Annotated in this window: 22 protein-coding genes; 11 read left to right on the top strand and 11 right to left on the bottom strand. The window is 58.4% G+C overall.

Translation table 11 applies throughout. The annotated features are described in order from the left end of the window. Position 1: 1 nt before the first annotated feature. Positions 2-1,687, bottom strand: coding sequence for an electron transfer flavoprotein-ubiquinone oxidoreductase (locus AC8GFP_RS10755; protein ID WP_506613051.1), 1,686 nt, complete (start codon positions 1,685-1,687; stop codon positions 2-4). A gap of 93 nt (positions 1,688-1,780) precedes the next feature. On the opposite strand from AC8GFP_RS10755, the gene AC8GFP_RS10750 reads away from it, so the two are divergent. The 5 genes from AC8GFP_RS10750 (at position 1,781) to AC8GFP_RS10730 (ending at position 4,493) form a co-directional block, all read left to right on the top strand. Then, a complete protein-coding gene (locus AC8GFP_RS10750) occupies positions 1,781-2,572 on the top strand; it encodes an SDR family oxidoreductase (protein ID WP_506613049.1) in 792 nt (263 codons plus the stop codon). Then, positions 2,569-2,988: an acyl-CoA thioesterase gene (locus AC8GFP_RS10745; protein WP_506613048.1), complete on the top strand. Its 420-nt coding sequence runs from the start codon at positions 2,569-2,571 to the stop codon at positions 2,986-2,988. Before AC8GFP_RS10750 ends, AC8GFP_RS10745 begins: the two co-directional genes overlap by 4 nt. A 140-nt stretch (positions 2,989-3,128) precedes the next feature. Further along, on the top strand, positions 3,129-3,788 hold the full coding sequence (locus AC8GFP_RS10740; protein ID WP_506613047.1) for a TetR/AcrR family transcriptional regulator: 660 nt from the start codon (positions 3,129-3,131) through the stop codon (positions 3,786-3,788). Between the two features lie 61 nt (positions 3,789-3,849). Beyond that, positions 3,850-4,209: a type II toxin-antitoxin system RelE/ParE family toxin gene (locus AC8GFP_RS10735; RefSeq protein WP_506613045.1), complete on the top strand. Its 360-nt coding sequence runs from the start codon at positions 3,850-3,852 to the stop codon at positions 4,207-4,209. Next, positions 4,206-4,493, top strand: coding sequence for a helix-turn-helix domain-containing protein (locus AC8GFP_RS10730; protein WP_506613043.1), 288 nt, complete (start codon positions 4,206-4,208; stop codon positions 4,491-4,493). Before AC8GFP_RS10735 ends, AC8GFP_RS10730 begins: the two co-directional genes overlap by 4 nt. A gap of 22 nt (positions 4,494-4,515) precedes the next feature. Here AC8GFP_RS10730 and AC8GFP_RS10725 read toward each other — a convergent pair whose 3' ends face one another. The 3 genes from AC8GFP_RS10725 to AC8GFP_RS10715 form a co-directional block, all read right to left on the bottom strand. Continuing rightward, positions 4,516-4,920 (bottom strand): type II toxin-antitoxin system VapC family toxin, encoded by a 405-nt coding sequence (locus AC8GFP_RS10725; protein WP_506613041.1) that lies wholly within the window; start codon positions 4,918-4,920, stop codon positions 4,516-4,518. After that, positions 4,917-5,246, bottom strand: a complete 330-nt coding sequence (locus AC8GFP_RS10720) for an antitoxin (protein WP_506613039.1) — start codon at positions 5,244-5,246, stop codon at positions 4,917-4,919. The genes AC8GFP_RS10725 and AC8GFP_RS10720 overlap by 4 nt, the downstream gene beginning before the upstream one ends. Before the next feature lie 198 nt (positions 5,247-5,444). Further along, complete coding sequence (locus AC8GFP_RS10715; protein WP_506613037.1) at positions 5,445-6,032, bottom strand: peroxidase-related enzyme; 588 nt, start codon at positions 6,030-6,032, stop codon at positions 5,445-5,447. A gap of 94 nt (positions 6,033-6,126) precedes the next feature. Here AC8GFP_RS10715 and AC8GFP_RS10710 point away from each other — a divergent pair, with 94 nt between their 5' ends. Both AC8GFP_RS10710 and AC8GFP_RS10705 read left to right on the top strand, forming a co-directional pair. Continuing rightward, entirely contained in the window at positions 6,127-6,831 is a 705-nt protein-coding gene (locus tag AC8GFP_RS10710; RefSeq protein ID WP_506613035.1) for a CoA transferase subunit A, read from the top strand. Positions 6,832-6,877: 46 nt separating this feature from the next. Next, complete coding sequence (locus AC8GFP_RS10705; protein WP_506613033.1) at positions 6,878-7,516, top strand: 3-oxoacid CoA-transferase subunit B; 639 nt, start codon at positions 6,878-6,880, stop codon at positions 7,514-7,516. A gap of 113 nt (positions 7,517-7,629) precedes the next feature. Here AC8GFP_RS10705 and AC8GFP_RS10700 read toward each other — a convergent pair whose 3' ends face one another. Both AC8GFP_RS10700 and AC8GFP_RS10695 read right to left on the bottom strand, forming a co-directional pair. Next, positions 7,630-7,980 (bottom strand): hypothetical protein, encoded by a 351-nt coding sequence (locus AC8GFP_RS10700; RefSeq protein WP_506613031.1) that lies wholly within the window; start codon positions 7,978-7,980, stop codon positions 7,630-7,632. Between the two features lie 28 nt (positions 7,981-8,008). Further along, on the bottom strand, positions 8,009-9,505 hold the full coding sequence (locus AC8GFP_RS10695; protein WP_506613029.1) for an NAD-dependent succinate-semialdehyde dehydrogenase: 1,497 nt from the start codon (positions 9,503-9,505) through the stop codon (positions 8,009-8,011). 174 nt (positions 9,506-9,679) lie between these two features. Here AC8GFP_RS10695 and alaS point away from each other — a divergent pair, with 174 nt between their 5' ends. After that, positions 9,680-12,316 carry an alanine--tRNA ligase gene (gene alaS, locus AC8GFP_RS10690; protein WP_506613028.1) on the top strand — a complete coding sequence of 879 codons (2,637 nt, stop codon included), beginning with the start codon at positions 9,680-9,682 and terminating at the stop codon, positions 12,314-12,316. A 3-nt stretch (positions 12,317-12,319) separates the two neighbouring features. Here alaS and AC8GFP_RS10685 read toward each other — a convergent pair whose 3' ends face one another. Genes AC8GFP_RS10685 through AC8GFP_RS10665 form a run of 5 tightly spaced genes read right to left on the bottom strand, consistent with a single transcriptional unit; the run spans position 12,320 to position 16,960 of the window. After that, positions 12,320-13,237: a pseudouridine synthase gene (locus tag AC8GFP_RS10685; protein ID WP_506613026.1), complete on the bottom strand. Its 918-nt coding sequence runs from the start codon at positions 13,235-13,237 to the stop codon at positions 12,320-12,322. A 15-nt stretch (positions 13,238-13,252) separates the two neighbouring features. Continuing rightward, positions 13,253-13,972: a tRNA (guanosine(46)-N7)-methyltransferase TrmB gene (gene trmB / locus AC8GFP_RS10680; protein WP_506613025.1), complete on the bottom strand. Its 720-nt coding sequence runs from the start codon at positions 13,970-13,972 to the stop codon at positions 13,253-13,255. 28 nt (positions 13,973-14,000) lie between these two features. Beyond that, a complete protein-coding gene (gene gluQRS / locus AC8GFP_RS10675) occupies positions 14,001-14,924 on the bottom strand; it encodes a tRNA glutamyl-Q(34) synthetase GluQRS (RefSeq protein ID WP_506613023.1) in 924 nt (307 codons plus the stop codon). 17 nt (positions 14,925-14,941) lie between these two features. Beyond that, positions 14,942-15,976: an NAD(P)/FAD-dependent oxidoreductase gene (locus AC8GFP_RS10670; RefSeq protein ID WP_506613021.1), complete on the bottom strand. Its 1,035-nt coding sequence runs from the start codon at positions 15,974-15,976 to the stop codon at positions 14,942-14,944. A 9-nt stretch (positions 15,977-15,985) separates the two neighbouring features. Continuing rightward, positions 15,986-16,960: a LysR family transcriptional regulator gene (locus tag AC8GFP_RS10665; RefSeq protein WP_506613020.1), complete on the bottom strand. Its 975-nt coding sequence runs from the start codon at positions 16,958-16,960 to the stop codon at positions 15,986-15,988. A gap of 103 nt (positions 16,961-17,063) precedes the next feature. Between AC8GFP_RS10665 and AC8GFP_RS10660 the strand changes: the two genes are divergently transcribed. From AC8GFP_RS10660 to AC8GFP_RS10650, 3 genes are all read left to right on the top strand, one after another. After that, complete coding sequence (locus AC8GFP_RS10660; protein WP_506613018.1) at positions 17,064-17,765, top strand: pirin family protein; 702 nt, start codon at positions 17,064-17,066, stop codon at positions 17,763-17,765. 29 nt (positions 17,766-17,794) lie between these two features. Beyond that, positions 17,795-18,328 (top strand): flavodoxin family protein, encoded by a 534-nt coding sequence (locus AC8GFP_RS10655; RefSeq protein ID WP_506613016.1) that lies wholly within the window; start codon positions 17,795-17,797, stop codon positions 18,326-18,328. A 99-nt stretch (positions 18,329-18,427) separates the two neighbouring features. Beyond that, positions 18,428-19,129, top strand: coding sequence for a DUF599 domain-containing protein (locus AC8GFP_RS10650; protein ID WP_506613015.1), 702 nt, complete (start codon positions 18,428-18,430; stop codon positions 19,127-19,129). Positions 19,130-19,146: the final 17 nt, after the last annotated feature.

Raw genomic sequence — 19,146 nt, 5'->3', positions numbered from 1 at the left:
TTTACATTCCGCTGTAGTTGGGGCCACCGCCGCCTTCGGGCGTGACCCAGACGATGTTTTGCGTGGGGTCTTTGATGTCGCAGGTTTTGCAATGCACACAGTTTTGCGCATTGATTTGCAAGCGGTCTGAGTTGTCGTCGTTCTTCACGTACTCGTAAACACCGGCGGGGCAGTAGCGGCTTTCAGGGCCTGCATAGGTGGCCAAGTTGATGTTGACCGGCACCGACGTATCCTTCAAGGTGAGGTGCGCAGGCTGGTTTTCTTCGTGGTTGGTGTTGCTGATGAAGACGCTGCTCAAGCGATCGAAAGTGATTTCACCGTCAGGCTTGGGGTAAAGGATGGGCGCGTGTTGCGCAGCAGGCTCAAGGCCCACGTGATCGGGCTGGTGGCCGTGCAGTGTCCAAGGCGGTGTTTGAATGCCGAGCTTGGGCAACAACCATTGCTCGATGCCGGTCATCACGGTGCCCACCAGCATGCCTTTTTTGAACCACAGCTTGAAGTTGCGGTATTGGTCGAGTTCTTTGGCCAACCAGCTGTTGGCATAGGTGGATGGGTAAGCGCTCAGCTCGTCGTGGGCGCGGCCCGACGTGACGGCGGCGTAGGCCGCATCCGCTGCCAACATGCCACTCTTGATGGCGGCATGGCTGCCCTTGATGCGGGCCGCATTCAAGAAGCCTGCATCGCAGCCGATGAGGGCGCCGCCAGGGAACACTGTTTTGGGGAGCGCTTGCGGTGTGCCATTGTTGATGGCGCGGGCACCATAGCCAATGCGTTTGCCGCCCTCCAGGTGGGCGCGAATGGCAGGATGGGTTTTCCAGCGCTGCATTTCTTCAAACGGGCTGAGCCAAGGGTTTTTGTAGTCGAGGCCCAACACGAAGCCCAAGGTGACTTTGTTGTCTTCCAGGTGGTACAAAAAACCACCGCCAAAGGTGCTGCCCGTCATGGGCCAACCGGAGGTGTGCACCACCAGGCCAGGCTTGGCTTTGGAGGGCTCTACTTCCCACAGTTCTTTGATGCCAATGGCATAGGTTTGTGGATCACGTCCCTCGTTCAATTTGTACTTGGCCATCAGTTGCTTGCCCAAATGGCCGCGGGCGCCTTCGGCAAAGATGGTGTACTTGGCGTGCAGTTCCATGCCGAGTTGGAAGTGGTCGGTGGGCTCGCCGTCTTTGCCCAGGCCCAAATTGCCAGTGGCCACGCCTTTGACGCTGCCGTCGTCGTTGTAAAGCACTTCAGCCGCGGTGAAGCCGGGGAAGATTTCAACGCCTATCGATTCAGCGTGAGCGGCCATCCACTTCACCACATTGCTGAGCGACACCACATAGCAACCATCGTTGTGGAAGTTGCGCGGCATGAGCCAGCCAGGTACTTTGCTGACGCCAGTTTCGGTGAGGGTGAGCAAGTCGTCGCCGGTCACCGCTTGGTTCAGGGGTGCACCCAGTGCTTGCCAGTTGGGGATGAGTTCGGTGAAGGCCTTGGGGTCCATCACCGCGCCCGACAAAATGTGTGCGCCGGGCTCTGAGCCTTTTTCAAGCACCACCACCGACACGTCTTGGCCTTTTTGCGCGGCCAGTTGCTTGATGCGGATGGCCGTGGCCAGACCACCGGGACCGCCGCCGACCACGACCACGTCGTACTCCATGGCTTCGCGTGGGCCGAATTGTTCAAGCAAGTGTGGGGCGGTCATAGGGCTGGTCGAGGATGTTGACAGAGGGTGAGATTCTATGCGCTGGCCACTCGCAAGGGCTGGTCATAATGCAAGCACCAACAGGAGTTCAACATGGCATACACACTCGACTTATCAGGCCGCGTCGCCTTCATCACGGGCGCTTCCAGTGGCTTGGGTGCGCAATTTGCAAAAACCTTGGCGGCTGCGGGTGCGGCCGTGGTGTTGGCCAGTCGCCGCGTGGAGATGCTCAAAGCCTTGCGGGCTGAAATTGAAGCCGAAGGGGGTGACGCGCATGTGGTGGCCTTGGATGTGACGAATGTGATCAGCATCGAGGCGGCGTTGAATTTTGCCGAGCGCGAAGTGGGGCCCATCGATATCTTGATCAACAACTCCGGTGTCAGCAACACCCAGCGCTTGCAAGATGTGCGCGAAGAAGATTTTGATTTCATTTTCAACACCAACACGCGTGGCGCCTTTTTCGTGGCGCAGGCTGTGGGTAAGCGCATGTTGGCTCGCGCCAAAGATGCGCAAGAAGCGGGTATCGAGGGTTTTGACGCCGGGCGCATCATCAACATTGCCTCCATGGCGGGCTTGCGGGTGTTGCCGCAAATTGGCGTGTACTGCATGAGCAAAGCGGCGGTGGTGCACATGACCAAGGCCATGGCGGCAGAGTGGGGCAAGCATGGCATCAATGTCAACGCCATTTGCCCAGGCTACATCGAAACAGAAATCAACCAGCACCATTGGGAAACACCGCAGGGCCAAAAATTGGTTCAGATGCTGCCCCGCAAACGCTTGGGCAAAATTGACAACCTGGATGCCGTGTTGGTGATGTTGGCCAGCCCGCAAAGTGATTTCATCAACGGCGCCATCATTGCGGCTGACGATGGATTTGGCGTATGAGGATTCTGGTTCCTGAACACAAAAAACTGGTGTTTGAAAAAGTCATCGCTATCCGTTGGGGTGACATGGATGCGATGGGGCATTTGAACAACGGCAGTTACTTTCGTTACCTTGAAACCGTGCGCATCGATTGGATGACCAGCATTGGTTGCCAACCCGAGCCCACCGGTGAAGGCCCGGTCATCGTCAATGCGTTTTGCAACTTCTACAAACAAATCGAATACCCCGGCGATGTGCTGGTGAAGATGTACGTCAGCGATCCCAAGCGAAGCACCTTTGAATCTTGGGCCACGTTAGAGCGCGTGGACATGCCCGGCGTGGTGCATGCCGAAGGTGGTGCCACCACGGTGTGGGTCGATTTCCCCGCACAAAAATCCAAACCCCTGCCCGACTGGTTGCTGGATTTGGTGTCCTGATGTCTGTTGTCTAAAGGGCTCACTATCATTTGTAAAAATCTTCATTTATGTTTTAAATGAAAGACTTATTGCTAATTACTAATGATTAATAGGTAATATCAGGGTTTCCAACTTTTGTTGGCTTCCTGGAGACATTGCCTGTGACACTTCCCGATGAGTTGTCCGCCAAAATCATGCGAAAGCAACCTGTACAAAAAAGAGCCCAGCTGACCATTGATGCCATTTTTGAGGCCACCTCCCAAATCGTTGACCGTGAAGGCGTGGGTGGTTTGACCACCAACAAAATTGCAGCCAAAGCGGGTTTTTCTGTCGGGACGCTCTACCAGTATTTTTCAAGCAAAGAAGCGATCTTTCGTGCCATGTCGCAGCATGCCCGTTCATTGGCCTTGCGTGAACTTGAAAGCTATTTGTTTTCCATCGAATGCTCGCAAGACCCCGCCGATATTGAACCCGAACAGTTTGTGCGCCAGTACGTGCGCATTTGCATCAATGGGTTCTCACTCGGTTTAAGTTATCGCAAAGCCATGAACCGGTTGTGCTGGCTGCTCGAGCAACCCGACGAAACAGCAGAGGCGGTGCAAAGGATGGTCCAACGCCTCGTTGCCTGTTTGCGCTATGTCGAACATCCCCAAATGACTGAATTGAATGAAACCCGCTGGTTCGTGCTGAGTCGCGCACTCATGGGTTGTTTGCGCAGCGCCTCCCTAGAGCGCTTCAACCAAATCGATTCCAATGCTTTTGAAGACGATTTGGTTGAAATGGTGCTCGGTCAAATGCGCTTGATGCCTGAGACGCACTGAGGTTTGGCCGCGCCCGGTTCGTTGGGCCGCCGTCGATGCGCACTCAACCTAGGGGAGTCGCATGAAAAACCCAAAAGATAGCAAAAAGGCTATACTTGAAAACCAGTGGACTGTGACCCTGTATCCACTGGCGGAGCGTGAATTGAAGACCATCCCCGCCGATATGCAAGCTCGGTTTTTGCACATCGGTGAAATGCTGGAAGAGCTAGGACCTCAGCGTGTGGGCTTGCCGCACATACGGCCGCTGGAAAGCAAGCTGTGGGAAATGCGCATGACGGGCCGCGATGGTATTGCCCGTGCCATTTACGCCGCCGTTCAGGGGCGCACTTTGCTGGTGCTGCACGTGTTTGTGAAAAAGACGCAGACCACACCACGAAGCGCGATTGAAACCGCATTGAAACGCCTGGAGGAATCGACGTGAAAAGCCTGAAAGACGTAAAAGCCCAACTGCTGGCCAACCCCGCCGTTCGCCAAGCCTATGACGCACAAGCGCCCGAGTTTGAGCTGGCCCGTGAACTGATTGCAGCACGTATGAGAGCGGGCCTGACGCAAGGCGATGTGGCCGCACGCATGGGCACAACCCAAAGCGTGGTGGCACGGATCGAAAGTGGCAGGGGTTCGCCATCAATGCGCACGGTCCAACGTTTTGCCAGTGCCGTGGGAGCGCGTGCCGTGGTGCGCATGGAGCCTTTGACGGCGGCATAAGCCGGACAAGATCAGGGTCCACTCACATCCAGTCTTCCAACTTCAAACCCGGCACCCGCTTGAAGTGCCGAGTGTTGTGGGTCACCAAGGGCAGGCCCAGCGCCAATGCATGCGCGGCGATTTGGGTGTCCATGTTGCCAATGGGCTGTCCGGTTTGCTGCAGGTGTGCAGCAATTTCTCCGGACTGGTCTGCTGCCTCCAGCGTCCATGGGAAAACTGGAAACTCATTGAGCAGCAAATCAATGGTTCGGCGGCGTTTGTCATCTGGTTGCAGCAGTGCCAGCCCAAACCGTGCTTCGGCGCGGGTGATGGCGGAGATGGCGACCTCCTGCTTTTTGAGCGCCGCCAACATGCGCTTTTGCAGCGCGGCAGAGCTGTTGCGTGCAAAGTAGCCCAAGATGTTGGTATCCACCAAAAACTTGATCACTTGCGACCCTTGGTTTTGGCGCTTGCTTTTGCAGCGGCTTTGGGGGCTGTTGGCGTTTCCCAGTCTGCAAACGGATTTTTCGGAGGATCATTCAGCCGATTGGCATCCGACAAAAAGTTGTCGGGCAATGGGTTTTCCGCAATCGCGGCCATCAGCGCATCGAGCCTGCGCTTGCGCAATGTTTCAGTGTCTTTGGGCTTGAGCGTGATCTCGCCCGTCACCTCGTTGCGAGCAATCCACATTTCATCGACATCCACGCGAAATGCCTTGGGCAAGCGAATGGCTTGGCTGTTGCCGTTGGTAAAAACTTTGGCGGTAGCGAGCATGGAAGCCTCCCTGAAATGTATATATGGAAACGTACCTACTTTATCATTGGCTGAGGCATGCAGTCAAAGTCAGTCCTGATAGGCTTACTGTCTGACATCCGCCACATGGGATGGGCAAACAGACTTGAAAACGGGGTTTTCGGTACCCTTGCAGCAAACCCTCAAGCCTTGCTTTTCGGCTTCCCAGCCGCAAACCCCTCAAGCCTTGCTTTTCGGCACCCGGCCCATCAAATAAAACTCGGGGTTGGGCATCATGCTGGAAATGTTGGCCACCCGGTTGCTCAGGCCAAAGAAGGCGGTGATGGCCGCAATGTCCCAAATATCCTCGTCGTCAAAGCCATGGGCATGCAGGGCTTCAAAGTCGGCGTCTTCCACCTCGTGGCTGTTTTTGCACACCTTCATGGCGAAATCCAGCATGGCGCGTTGGCGCGGCGTGATGTCGGCTTTGCGGTGGTTCACCGCCACTTGGTCGGCCACCAGCGGTTTTTTCTCGTAGATGCGCAAGATGGCGCCGTGCGCCACCACGCAGTACAAGCAGTGGTTTGCGGCGCTGGTGGTGGTGACGATCATCTCGCGGTCGCCTTTGCTCAGGTGGCTGGTGCGCCCCACCGACTCGGGCACCATCAAGGCATCGTGGTAGGCGAAGAACGCCCGCCATTCGGCCGGACGCCGGGCCAAGGCCAAAAACACATTGGGCACAAAGCCAGATTTTTCTTGCACTTCCAGCACCTTGGCGCGGATGTCTTCGGGCAGGTCTTTCAATTCGGGGGCGGGGTAGCGTGACATGTTGTCTCCTGTTTGCGCTGATTATGCCCAGCGGTATTCAGTCTTATGCAAGACACCCCCCGTAGAATGAATTCAAGCTAATCAGGAGATTCGATTGAACAAAGTTTTCCCATCTGCGAAAGAAGCCCTCCAAGACATCGTGGCTGACGGCCAGTTGATGGCCGTTGGCGGGTTTGGCCTGTGCGGCATTCCCGAAGCGCTGATTGACGCCTTGCGCGACAGCGGCGTGAAAGACCTCACCGTCATTTCCAACAACGCCGGGGTCGATGGCTTTGGCCTGGGCAAGCTGCTGGAAACGCGGCAAATCAAAAAAATGATTTCCAGCTATGTGGGCGAGAACAAAGAGTTTGAGCGCCAATTCTTGGCGGGCGAATTGGAACTGGACTTCACGCCGCAAGGCACCTTGGCCGAGAAGCTGCGTGCCGGTGGCGCAGGCATCCCGGCCTTCTTCACCAAAACCGGTGTCGGCACCCAGGTGGCCGAGGGCAAAGAACTGCGCGAGTTTGATGGCGAAACCTATGTGATGGAGCGTGCCTTGGTGCCTCATATTTCGCTCATCAAAGCAGATGTGGCCGACCATGCGGGCAATCTGCGCTTCAACCTCACCGCCCGCAATTTCAACCCCGCAGCCGCGACCGCCGGTCGAATTTGCGTGGTGGAAGTGGAGCGCATTGTGGTCAACGGCGAACTGGCCCCAGACGACATCCACTTGCCAGGCATTTATGTGCACCGCATCGTGCACAACCCCACGCCCGAAAAACGCATCGAAAAACGCACCACCCGCGGCAGCATCATTTAATGAACCCAGGGCTGGGCATCGCGCCCCATCCCGTTGAAAGGCAAATATGGCTTGGACCCACGACGAAATGGCCGCCTGCGCGGCCAAGGAACTGCAAGACGGCTTTTATGTGAACCTGGGCATTGGCCTGCCCACGCTGGTGGCCAACCATGTGCCCGACCATTTGGAGGTCTGGCTGCAAAGCGAAAACGGCATGATGGGCATTGGCCCGTTTCCCGAGGAATCAGAAGTGAACGCCGACCTGATCAATGCGGGCAAACAAACCGTCACCACCATCAAGGGCACGGCCATTTTTGGCAGCGATCAATCCTTCGCCATGATCCGTGGCGGCAAGATCAACCTGTCCATTTTGGGTGCCATGCAAGTGAGCGAAAAGGGCGATCTGGCCAACTGGATGATCCCCGGCAAGATGATCAAAGGCATGGGCGGGGCCATGGACTTGGTGGCAGGTGTCAAGCGCGTCATCATCCTGATGGAGCACGTGGCCAAGAAGAAAGACGGCACCGAAGACCTGAAGATCTTGAAAACATGCACTTTGCCCTTGACGGGCTTGGGCGTGGTGGACCGCATCATCACCGACCTGGCCATCATGGACGTGGTGCCTGAAGGCTTGAAAGTGGTGGAGCTTGCACCCGGCGTGACGCGTGAGTTTTTGCAAAGCAAAACCGGCGTCAACTTGCTTTAAGCGGGGGCTGTAAGCCCCATCAATTCAGGCCTTCCAAGGCATTTGAAGCAAAAAAAAGCACCCCTCGGGGTGCTTTTTTCATGGGGCTTCAAGCGCCCGTCAGAAGCGGTGCTTCAGGCTGTTTTCAGGCCTGCTTGTTGCATCACTGCGCCCACTTGGCTGAAGTATTTTTCAGCCTGGGGGGTGGGGCACAGGTACTTGGTGCGGCGGTTTTTGCCTTCGAAGTAGGTGTCGATCATGCCAATCTCGCGCAACACATCAAGCTTGCGGTGGATGGTGGCGGGTGAGGCGATGTGGGTCATGGCCATGGCGTCGCTCACGGTCAGGGGCTTGCCTTGGCTGTGTTGCACCGCAATCACTTCCAACAAACGCTTGGCGTCCAGGTCCAGGTTGGGCAATTCGCCCTTGCCTTCGATGGCATGCAGCAAACTGAGAAAACGCAGGTAAATACTTTGATTTTGCATGATAGTTTGGTCTTTATTGTCAAATTTGTTAATTACCATTCGACATTATGTCACCGATGCACAGGTACTTCATTTCCAAGTATTCGGCCATGCCGTGGCGTGAACCCTCGCGGCCCAGCCCGGACTGCTTGACGCCGCCAAAAGGCACGTGTTCGGTGGCGATGATGCCCACATTGATGCCGACCATGCCGTATTCCAGCGCCTCGCTGACCCGGTAAATGCGGCCAATGTCGCGGCTGTAGAAGTAGCTGGCCAGGCCAAATTCGGTGTTGTTGGCGGCGTGAATGGCCTCTTGTTCGGTTTTGAACTTGAACACCGGTGCAAACGGACCAAAGGTTTCTTCCTTGGCGCAGAGCATGTCGGCGCTGGCGTCGGCCATGACCGTGGGTTCAAAAAACTGTCCTTGCAAGGCCTTGCCGCCGGTCAGGGCGCGACCGCCTTTGCTCAGCGCATCGGCCACGTGGTGGCTCACTTTGTCCAAAGCGGCGGGCTCAATCAGGGGGCCTTGCGTCACACCCTCTTCAAAGCCATTGCCCACTTTCAGCGCCTTCACTTTGGCGGCGAACTTGGTCACGAAGGCTTCATAAACGCCTTCTTGCACATAGATGCGGTTGGCGCACACGCAGGTTTGGCCGGCATTGCGGAATTTGCTGGCCATCGCGCCGTCTACCGCCGAGTCGATGTCGGCATCGTCAAACACGATGAAGGGCGCGTTGCCGCCCAATTCCAAGGAGAGTTTTTTCACGGTGGGCGCCGACTGCGCCATCAGGATGCGGCCCACTTCAGTGGAGCCGGTGAAGCTCAGGTGGCGCACCACATCGCTGTCGCAAATCACCTTGCCAATGGCGATGCTGTTGTCGCCGTCAGCGCTCAGCACGTTCAACACACCGGCGGGCAAACCGGCGCGTACGGCCAGTTCAGCGGCGGCCAAGGCGGTGAGCGGCGTCAGCTCGGCGGGTTTGATCAGCACCGGGCAACCGGCGGCCAAGGCTGGGGCCACCTTGCGGGTGATCATGGCCAGCGGGAAATTCCATGGTGTGATGGCAGCGCACACGCCGATGGGCTGTTGCAGCACCATCAAACGGCGGTTGTTGTCAAACTGGGGCAGGGTTTCGCCGTTCACCCGCTTGGCCTCTTCGGCGTACCACTCGACAAAACTCGCGCCATAGGCGATTTCGCCTTTGGCTTCGGCGTAGGGCTTGCCCTGCTCGGCGGTGAGGATGCGGGCCAAGTCGTCCACATTCGCCATCAGCAATTCAAACCATTGGCGCAAGATGATGCTGCGTTCTTTGGCGGTCTTGGTTTTCCAAGGGCCCCAAGCGGCGTTGGCGGCGTCAATGGCCAGGGCCGCCTCAGCCGCGCCGAGGTTGGCCACATCGGCCAGCCACTGGCCGTTGCTCGGGTCATGCACCGCAAAGCGGGATGCGCCTTTGATCCATTGGCCGTTGACCAAGGCATCGGTTTTCAGCAGGCTGGGGTCTTTCAATTGCAACAGGGGCGAGGGGGTGGTGGTGGCGTTTGTCATGGTGTCTAGGGTGCTTTGAGGGGGGTGCCGAAACGGGCAGCGGCGATGATGGCACAAATCAAAAACCAGCAGCCTTGGTCGCCCCAAATACGCCAAAGGGGCAAACCTATAATTTCGCACGCAGTTCGCAGGGCATTCGCTCCTGTGCCGCCCACCTCGATTGCAGCCCCGCTCATGACCACGCCCCGCTTTTCCGTTGCCGACATCCGTCAAACCTTCCTCGACTTTTACGCCGCCCGCGCCCACACCGTGGTGGCCTCCAGCCCCCTGGTGCCCGGCAACGACCCCACGCTGATGTTCACCAACTCGGGCATGGTCCAGTTCAAAGACGTGTTCTTGGGCGAAGACAAACGCTCGTACGTGCGGGCCGCTTCGGTGCAAGCCTGTTTGCGTGCTGGCGGCAAGCACAACGACTTGGAAAATGTGGGCTACACCGCCCGCCACCACACCTTTTTCGAAATGCTGGGCAACTGGTCGTTTGGCGACTACTTCAAGCGCGACAGCCTGACATGGGGTTGGGAGCTGCTGACGCAAATTTACAAACTGCCCGCCGAGAAACTTTGGGTCACGGTCTACATCGACGACGACGAGGCCTACGACATTTGGCACAAAGAGATTGGCATTCCCGCCGAGCGCATCGTGCGCATCGGCGACAACAAAGGTGCCAAGTACGCCTCGGACAATTTTTGGATGATGGCCGATACCGGCCCTTGCGGTCCGTGCTCGGAAATTTTTTACGACCACGGCCCCGAAGTGGCGGGCGGCCCCCCCGGCAGCCCCGACGAAGACGGGGACCGCTACATTGAAATTTGGAACCACGTGTTCATGCAGTTCGACATGCAGCCCGATGGTTCCCTGAAAAAACTGCCCGCACCCTGCGTGGACACCGGCATGGGCTTGGAACGCCTGGCGGCCATCTTGCAGCACGTGCACAGCAATTACGAAATTGATTTGTTCGACACGCTCATCAAGGCGGCTGCGCGTGAAACCGGCTGCACCGATGTGCACAACAGCTCATTGCGGGTGATTGCCGACCACATCCGCGCCACCGCGTTTTTGGTCAGCGACGGCGTCATTCCTTCGAATGAAGGCCGCGGCTATGTGCAACGGCGCATCATCCGCCGCGCCATTCGCCACGGTTACAAGCTGGGTCAAAAAACACCGTTTTTCCACAAACTGGTGCCCGACCTCGTGGCCCTGATGGGCGAGGCCTACCCCAGCTTGGCGCAGCAAGCGGATCGCATCATGGCGGTGCTGAAAACCGAAGAAGAACGCTTTTACGAAACGCTGGAAAACGGCATGGAGATTTTGGATGCCGCCTTGGCTGGTGGTGTGAAAGTGTTGCCCGGCGAAGTGGCCTTCAAGCTGCACGACACCTATGGTTTCCCACTCGATTTGTCGGGCGATGTCTGCCGTGAACGTGGTTTGTCGGTGGACGAAACCGGTTTTGCCGCCGCCATGGACAAGCAAAAAGCACAGGCCCGTGCAGCCGGCAAATTCAAGATGGACCGCGCTTTGGAATACACCGGTGTGGGCAATGCATTCGTGGGTTACGAGCACTTGCAAGCGCAGTCCACCGTGACCGCGCTGTATGTGGATGGCGTGGCCGTGACGGAACTTCGCTCAGAGCAAGTGGGTGTGGTGGTGCTGGACACCACACCTTTTTACGCCGAGAGCGGCGGTCAAGTGGGCGACCAAGGTTGGTTGCTGGCTGGTGAATCTTCCAAGGCCGCCAAGTTTGTGGTGGAAGACACCTTGAAAATCAAGGCCGATGTGTTTGGCCACCATGGCCACATGGCGCAAGGCAGCCTGAAAGTGGGCGACGTGCTCACCGCTCGCGTTGACGCCGACTTGCGTGCCGCCACGGTGCGCAACCACAGTGCCACGCACCTGATGCACAAGGCCTTGCGCGATGTGCTGGGGGCGCATGTGCTGCAAAAAGGCTCCTTGGTGAACGACGAGCGCACCCGCTTCGACTTCGCCCACAACGCACCCGTCACCGACGCTGAAATCCGCGAGATTGAAACCCGTGTGAACGCCGAGATTTTGGCCAACGCCGCCACCCAAGCCCGGGTCATGGATTTGGAAGCCGCGCAAAAAACCGGCGCCATGATGTTGTTTGGCGAGAAGTACGGCGACACCGTGCGGGTGCTGGACATCGGGGCCAGCCGCGAACTCTGTGGTGGCACGCATGTGCAGGCCACGGGCGACATTGGTTTGTTCAAGGTGGTGTCTGAAGGCGGTGTCGCTGCTGGTGTGCGCCGCATCGAAGCCGTGACCGGCACCCACGCCTTGGCCTATTTGCAAGACCTGGAACACACCGTGGCGCAAGCGGCTGGTGCCTTGAAAGCCACGCCGCAAGAGCTCAACACCCGCTTGAACCAGCTGTTAGAACAGATGCGCGGGTTGGAAAAAGAAATGACTGCGCTCAAGGGCAAATTGGCCGCCTCACAAGGCGACGATTTGCTGGCGCAGGCCATCGACATCAAGGGTGTGAAATTGCTCGCCGCCAAGTTGCCCGGGGCCGATGCCAAAGCTTTGCGTGACACCCTGGACCAATTGAAAAACAAACTCAAAACCGCGGTGGTGGTGTTGGCCAGCGTGGAGGGCGACAAGGTGCAAATCGCAGCTGGTGTCACGGCCGACAGCTTGGCCAAGGTCAAGGCCGGTGAGTTGGTGAATTTTGTGGCTCAGCAAGTGGGTGGCAAAGGCGGCGGCAAGCCCGACATGGCGATGGCGGGCGGGACCAACCCTGCGGGCCTGGACCAAGCCTTGGCCAGTGTGCAGGCTTGGGTGACAGAACGCTTGTAAATCTCACCACGCCATTTGCAGACGTCGCTGGCTGACCCAGCGTCGTTGTTCGCCGTTCACCGGGTCGGTGAACGCGATCTGCCGAGCCAACAGTTGCAAGGCTTGGCTGAAGTCATCCGGCTCTTGCGGGCCGCGCAGCACCTCGGGGTAAAACTGATCGCCCAAGATCGGCACCCCCAAATGCCACATGTGCAAACGGAGTTGATGGCGTTGGCCTGTCAAAGGTTCCAAGTCGTACATCCCCAAGCCATTGCGATGTTGGCGCAGGCTGATGCGGGTTTCGCTGTTAGGTTCACCATTCACAACTTTCGACAAGAAAAACCGCTCGTCTTTCGCCAAGCGACAACGCAAGCTGCTTGGTAATTCAAGCGTTTCAAGATGCGGGGCCACGGCTTCATACAGCTTGTTCACTTGCTGTTGGCGAAACAACGCGTGGTAGGCGTCGCGGTCTGGCGGCCGTTTGCAAAACACCACCAAGCCCGCGGTTTCGCGGTCGATGCGGTGCAAGGGCGTTAATGTTTCACACTGGGTTTGTTGCTTCATTTGCACCAACAAACTGTTGTGCACATAAGGGCCTGAAGGTGTCACAGGCATGAAGTGCGGTTTGTCGGCCACCACCAGCAACTCGTCTTCAAACAAGATGCAGGCTGGCTCTGGCAGTTCAGCTTCAAGGGGCAACTGCCGGTAATAAAACACATGGCCACCCAAGGGGCAAGGGTCGTGCGCAGACAGCGCATGACCCTCTGCGTTCAACACCAAGCCTTGTGAAAACCGTCGTGCCCATTCTTCGGCGCTGATGTTGTCAAAGCGTTCACACAAAAACGCCATCACGTTGGGCCAGTGCCCCAAGGGCACGCCCACCCGGCTGGGGCTCACGCCGTCGTGCATGGGCAGCTTGGGGAGTTGGCTGGCGCGGCCCATCGCAGACGAACAGGTTCAGCGTTTGTGAAACACCAAGTCCCACACCCCATGACCGAGTTTCAAGCCGCGGTTTTCAAACTTGGTGAGCGGGCGGTAGCTGGGCTTCTCGGCATAACCACTGGCATCGGTGGCGGTGTTGTGCAACAGCGGTTCGGCGGACAGCACCTGCAACATTTGCTCGGCGTAAGGCTGCCAGTCGGTGGCCAGGTGCAGGTAGCCGCCGGGCTTGATGTGTTGCGCCAAGCGCTGCACAAACGGGCTTTGAATCAGGCGGCGTTTGTGGTGGCGGCTTTTGTGCCACGGGTCGGGAAAGAAAATGTGCACACCGTCTAGGCTGTTGTGGCCCAACATGTGGTCCATCACCTCGATGGCGTCGTGTTGCAGGATGCGGATGTTGCCAATGCCTTCTTCGCCGCAACGCTTGAGCAGTGCACCCACGCCGGGCATGTGCACTTCGCAGCACAAAAAATTGTCCTCGGGTCGGGTGTGCGCGATCTTGGCGGTGGCGTCGCCCATGCCAAACCCAATTTCCAAAATCAAAGGCGCGGCTCTGCCAAAGGCTTGGGTGACATCCAGTTTGTCGGGCGTGTAGTTCAACAAAAACTGCGGACCAAATTGCTCAAAGGCTCGCACCTGGCCCGATCCCATGCGGCCTGCTCGCAGCACATAGGTTTTGATGACGCGCATGAAGGGGGCGTCTGTGCTGGGGGCTTGGCTTGTGTCGGTGGCGGTCATGGGGTGCGCTTGCAGAAAGAGCTGGCGATTATCGCGGCCAGGCCAAGCGGCTCTGCGCAACAGCTTCGTTGGCAACAGCGGTTGTCCAAGCAAGCAAGGCTTGGTGAACTGAACTTGCACTGGCTTCAAGCCCCAACACCTGCGCCGCCGCATTCAACGCCGCCAAAGGATTGTTCAAGTTCAAAGCCTGTGCGCCGTTTTGCTTGCTGAGTTTTTCACCATCGGCGCCCAGCACCAAGGGCGTGTGCAGGTAGCGCGGTGTGGGCAAACCCAAAGCCTGTTGCAACAGGATTTGCCGCGCGGTGTTGTCGGCCAGGTCTTGGCCACGCACCACATGCGTGATGCCTTGCGCCGCATCATCCACCACCACCGCCAGTTGATAGGCCCACCAACCGTCGGCGCGGCGCAGCACAAAGTCGCCCACTTCTTGCAGCACGTCTTGTTGTTGCGCACCCAAGCGTCGGTCATGCCAATGGGTTGGATGGCTCAACTGCAAGTCGTTGATGACGCTTTGCAGATTCAAGCGCCAAGCCCGCGCAGGTTTGCCCTGCAAACCGTTTCGACACGTGCCCGGATACACCGCAGCCGTGTGGCGGGTGCGTTGCTGTTGTTGCGCGTCTTCAATCTCTTTGCGCGAACAGCCGCAGGGGTAGGCCCAGCCTTTGGATACCAAGCGGTCCAAAGCCGTTTGGTAAGCGTCATGCCGCGTGGATTGCCAGAGCACGGGTTCATCGGACACCAAGCCGCAAGCGGCCAATTGCGCCAACAAAGCTTGGTCGGCACCTGGCACACAGCGCGGTGTGTCCACGTCTTCCATGCGCACCAACCATGCGCCGCCGTGGGCCCGCGCATCCAGCCAACTGGCCAGTGCGGCCACCAGCGAGCCCGCATGCAACAAACCCGTGGGGGAGGGGGCGAAACGACCCCGGTATGGGACTGGCGTTGTGCTCAAGACCCAGCCCGCGAGCTTCAGTCGAGCATGGCCAAGGACAGCCCCAAGCCACTGACAAACGCGTCTTCCACTCGGTGGCCTAGCAGCCAATCGCCGCACAAGCCCAGCTTCAGCGAGGCGTCCCACAGGTGGTTTTGGCCCAGCGGTTGCAAGGTCTTGGCATAGCGCCAACGGTGCACCTGCGCGTAGCCGGGTTCGGCGCGGATGCCGGTGAGTTCGGCAAAAGCTTTCAACAGCTTGGCCTGCACCCGTTCTTCATCGTCTTCCAAATGTTCTTGCGACCAATCGGCGCTGGCTTGCACCGTCCAGCGTTCCACCGAGGCACGACCCGGTTTGGATGACTCCCGACACAACCAGGCGATGCGGTGGTGCACGCTGCGGGCCGCGTTCCACTGTGGCCCCAAATGGCTCAGGCCCGATTGGTTCACCAAGGGGTAGGCCAGCATCAAGGTCCAGCAAGGGGCCACTTGCACTTCAGACAGGGCTTTGAGGCCTTTGAAACTGGCAGCAGGTGCGCCCGATTGGCGCAATAAAAAATCGGCCTGCACATGCGGTATGGCCAACACCAGGTTGTCAAAACCGCCATGCGTGGTGCCATCGGCGCACACCAGCTCCCACCCTTGGCGATTGCGTTTCAAAAACTGCACCTGCGTTTGGTAGTGCACGCATTTGGCGTCTTCCAAGGGCAGTGCCCAATGCCGCACCAAGGCGTTCATGCCGGGGCTGGCCACAAAGTGTGGTTCGCGCGTGGGCAAGGCGGCTTCGATGACGCGGCCCAGTGGGTCGAGCACCCGCACGGCGTTGGCGCTCCATGCGCGGCACACGGCTTGGGTGCCGGGCACCTCGGTCAGGGCTTGCAAGAAGTCGGGATTGCGCACCGTGAAGTACTGGGTGCCGTGGTCAAAGCTGCCGTAGGGAGTGTTGCGGCTGGACATGCGCCCGCCAGCGCCGTGGCTTTTCTCGAAGACGGTGACGCGATGCCCAGCCTTGAGCAAGGTGCGTGCGGCGGTGATACCGGCCATACCGGCCCCGATGACAGCAGTGTTTTTCATGGCTGCACTCTACACCGATGCGCGACCCTTGGGCTTGCTGGATTGCCCCAACAAGGCCAAGCGGGTGTGCGGCTTGCTCAGTTGCTCTAGCCACCACTGCAAAGCGCGGTCGCCCGCAGGTTGGCCCTTGGTCTGGGTGTTCTCGCGCCAGGCATAGCCCAGTTGGCCGCTGCGTTGTTGTCGCTTGACTTGCAAGGCCACCAGCGCCCCCGAGGCAATGAACGGCCGCGCCATCGGTTCCGGCAAAAACCCCGCGCCCAGGCCACGCAACTGGGCGTCCAGTTTGGCCACCATGGTGGGCACGGTGAACACATCTTGCCCGGCCAACAAACCGATGGTCATGCCCGTGCCCTGGGGGATGGAGTCGGCCACCGCCACTGCCCGGTGTGCTTGCAACACCTCGTCGCTCAAGGGTTGCGGGTGTCTGGCCAAGGGATGCTGCGGGGCCACGGCGAACACAAAGCCCACCACGGTGCCCATTTCGGCAAAGCGCAAGCCCGGCGTGGTGGTGCTGGTCATCGGCACACCGATGGCCAAATCCGCTTGGCCGGAGGTGAGGCTGTACAAGGTGCCGCTCAGGGTTTCGTGGCGCAGTCGCAGCCGCGTGGGCGGGTTGGCCGCGTAGAAGGCTTGGCACAAATCCATCACCACGCTTTGATCGATGATGGTGTCAAACACCAAGGTGAATTGGCTCTCCCAGCCGGTGGCCACACGCTTGACCCGGTGCGCAATGTTGTCCATGTCGCTCAACAAACGCATGCCTTCGCTCAACAGCTCATGGCCTGCGGCGGTGAGTTTGGCTTGGCGCGACGCCCGGTTGAACAGCAGCACATCCAGCGCCTCTTCCATTTGCCGCACCCGGTAACTTAGGGCGCTGGGCACCACGCCCATGTCGCGGGCAGCGGCGGCAAAGCTGCCATGGCGGGCAATGGTTTGCAGCATGGTCAGGGCGTCAGGGGTCAGGACATCGCGGGCAGAAGACATGGTCAGGGGTTTATCGTTCAAACGATTTGAATGATGCCATCAAACCGATGCACCTTCTGAGCTGCACGGTGGACTGAGAATTCAGGCCAAGGAAGAACACACCATGCTGACCCTCAGACCCGCCAAACATCGAGGCTATGCCGACCACGGCTGGCTCAAATCCTTTCACAGCTTTTCATTTGCCGGCTACCACGACCCGGCCCACATGGGCTGGGGCAATTTGCGCGTCATCAACGAAGACCGCATCGCCCCCGAAACCGGTTTTGGCACGCATGGCCACCAGGACATGGAAATCATCAGCTATGTGCTGTCGGGCAACCTGGCGCACCAAGACAGCATGGGCAATGTCAAAGGCATCCCGCCCGGCGACGTGCAGCGCATGAGCGCGGGCAGCGGCGTCAAGCACAGCGAGTTCAACCATGCGCAAGGCGAGGAAACGCATTTCTTGCAAATTTGGATTCAACCGAATGTGCGCGGCATCCCACCCAGCTATGAACAAAAAACCGTGCCACCTGCCAGCAAACGCGGCGCTTTGGCCTTGATTGCCAGCCACACGCCCACAACGGATGCCGTGAAGATCCATGCGGATGCCGCCTTGTATGCAGGTTTGTTCGATGGCGCCGAGCAAGCGCAATTGGCTTTGAACCCGAAACGCCGTGCCTATGTGTTTCTGGTGCGCGGTGGATTGAACGTGAATGGCCAGAGCCTGCAAGCCGGTGACGCCTTGCTGGTGGCCGATGAATCTGAATTGAATTTGAGTCAAGGCCAAGACGCCGAAGTGTTGGTGTTTGACCTGGCCCCCTGAATTTTTTATTGCTTATCCAAGGAGAAATCATGAGCAAAACCGTTGTTGTTTACCACTCTGGCTACGGCCACACCCAACGCCTGGCCCAGTCTGTGGCCGAAGGCGCCAAAGCCACGCTGGTGGCGATTGACGCCGAAGGCAACGTGAGCGAGGCCGACTGGGCCGCCATCAACGCCGCCGACGCCATCATCTTTGGCTCGCCCACCTACATGGGCATGGCGTCTTGGCAGTTCAAAAAGTTTGCCGACGCCACCTCCAAATACTGGATGAGCGGCGCATGGAAAGACAAAGTGGCTGGCGGCTTCACCATTTCCTCGAACCTGAGCGGCGACAAGCTGTCCACCTTGCAGTACTTCATTACTTTGTCCATGCAATTGGGCATGGTTTGGGTCGGCCAAGCCCAGCCCAACGACGGCAGCGTCAACCGCCTGGGCTCGTCCTCGGGCGTGATGGCGCAGGTGGGCCCCACCAGCCCCGCCGCCGACATTCCCCAAGGCGATTTGGACACCGGCAAAGCCTATGGCGAGCGCGTGGCCAAGATGGCGGCGAAGTTACATGCTTGAACGTTCTGTAGAAGTCTGACTTCACAGCCAAACCCAGAACCGCTTGGTGCGATAAGTGCCAAGCGATTTTTTTAAAAGTCCGTGCGTTAGCATGCCTCCATGAAAATCCTAAGCCTCTTGCCCTGGTCCGATTGGCTGGTGCTGCTGTTTTTCATGGCGGCTTGGATTGGCTACGCCCAGTTCGCCACCCGCTGGTCGCTCAAGCGCCCGTCCATCTTGGCAGCCACCAACCGGTTCCGCTTGCGCTGGATCCAGGTGTCCCTCACCCGTGACCCGCGTGTGCTCGACGGCATCATCACCCAGACCCTGTCCAACACCCCCGCGTTTTTCTCCAGCACCACCATCCTGATCATGGGTGGTTTGCTCGCCCTCATGGGCACCACCGACAAGGCGGCCGAGTTTGTGCGCGAAATCCCGTTCTCGCAGGCCACGCCCATCTTGGTGTTCGAGTTCAAAATCTTGGTGCTGATCTCGATTTTTGTGTATGCGTTTTTCCGCTTTTCATGGTCGATGCGGCAATACACCTTTGTGTCTTTGATGATTGGCGCGTTGCCATCCCACGAGCATTTCATCGCGCACCCGCAAGAGCAAATGGACTATGCCGAGCGGGTGGCCGCCATGACCGGCTTGGCTGCTGAAACCTTCAACGACGGCTTGCGTGCCTACTATTTTGCGTTTGCCGTGATGGGCTGGTTTTTCTCGCCCATGGCTTTTGTGCTGACCACGGTGTTGATCGTGGGCATTTTGTACAACCGCGAATTCCGCTCGGATGTGCTGGAAGTGCTGAACGACGGCAACTAGGCCTACTGCCCAAGCAC

The sequence above is a fragment of the Limnohabitans simekii (SeqCode) genome, assembly GCF_965234735.1.
Classification (GTDB): domain Bacteria; phylum Pseudomonadota; class Gammaproteobacteria; order Burkholderiales; family Burkholderiaceae_C; genus Limnohabitans; species Limnohabitans simekii.
Note: the sequence above shows the minus strand (reverse complement) of the source record. Positions and strands in the feature narration are given on the sequence as shown.

Excerpts from the sequence above, each read along its gene's own strand:
- AC8GFP_RS10755 (WP_506613051.1), bottom strand. The coding sequence starts at position 1,687 with ATGACCGCCCCACACTTGCTTGAACAATTCGGCCCACGCGAAGCCATG.
- AC8GFP_RS10750 (WP_506613049.1), top strand. The coding sequence starts at position 1,781 with ATGGCATACACACTCGACTTATCAGGCCGCGTCGCCTTCATCACGGGC.
- AC8GFP_RS10745 (WP_506613048.1), top strand. The coding sequence starts at position 2,569 with ATGAGGATTCTGGTTCCTGAACACAAAAAACTGGTGTTTGAAAAAGTC.
- AC8GFP_RS10735 (WP_506613045.1), top strand. The coding sequence starts at position 3,850 with ATGAAAAACCCAAAAGATAGCAAAAAGGCTATACTTGAAAACCAGTGG.
- AC8GFP_RS10720 (WP_506613039.1), bottom strand. The coding sequence starts at position 5,246 with ATGCTCGCTACCGCCAAAGTTTTTACCAACGGCAACAGCCAAGCCATT.
- AC8GFP_RS10715 (WP_506613037.1), bottom strand. The coding sequence starts at position 6,032 with ATGTCACGCTACCCCGCCCCCGAATTGAAAGACCTGCCCGAAGACATC.
- AC8GFP_RS10705 (WP_506613033.1), top strand. The coding sequence starts at position 6,878 with ATGGCTTGGACCCACGACGAAATGGCCGCCTGCGCGGCCAAGGAACTG.
- AC8GFP_RS10700 (WP_506613031.1), bottom strand. The coding sequence starts at position 7,980 with ATGCAAAATCAAAGTATTTACCTGCGTTTTCTCAGTTTGCTGCATGCC.
- AC8GFP_RS10695 (WP_506613029.1), bottom strand. The coding sequence starts at position 9,505 with ATGACAAACGCCACCACCACCCCCTCGCCCCTGTTGCAATTGAAAGAC.
- alaS (WP_506613028.1), top strand. The coding sequence starts at position 9,680 with ATGACCACGCCCCGCTTTTCCGTTGCCGACATCCGTCAAACCTTCCTC.
- AC8GFP_RS10685 (WP_506613026.1), bottom strand. The coding sequence starts at position 13,237 with ATGGGCCGCGCCAGCCAACTCCCCAAGCTGCCCATGCACGACGGCGTG.
- trmB (WP_506613025.1), bottom strand. The coding sequence starts at position 13,972 with ATGACCGCCACCGACACAAGCCAAGCCCCCAGCACAGACGCCCCCTTC.
- AC8GFP_RS10670 (WP_506613021.1), bottom strand. The coding sequence starts at position 15,976 with ATGAAAAACACTGCTGTCATCGGGGCCGGTATGGCCGGTATCACCGCC.
- AC8GFP_RS10665 (WP_506613020.1), bottom strand. The coding sequence starts at position 16,960 with ATGTCTTCTGCCCGCGATGTCCTGACCCCTGACGCCCTGACCATGCTG.
- AC8GFP_RS10660 (WP_506613018.1), top strand. The coding sequence starts at position 17,064 with ATGCTGACCCTCAGACCCGCCAAACATCGAGGCTATGCCGACCACGGC.
- AC8GFP_RS10655 (WP_506613016.1), top strand. The coding sequence starts at position 17,795 with ATGAGCAAAACCGTTGTTGTTTACCACTCTGGCTACGGCCACACCCAA.
- AC8GFP_RS10650 (WP_506613015.1), top strand. The coding sequence starts at position 18,428 with ATGAAAATCCTAAGCCTCTTGCCCTGGTCCGATTGGCTGGTGCTGCTG.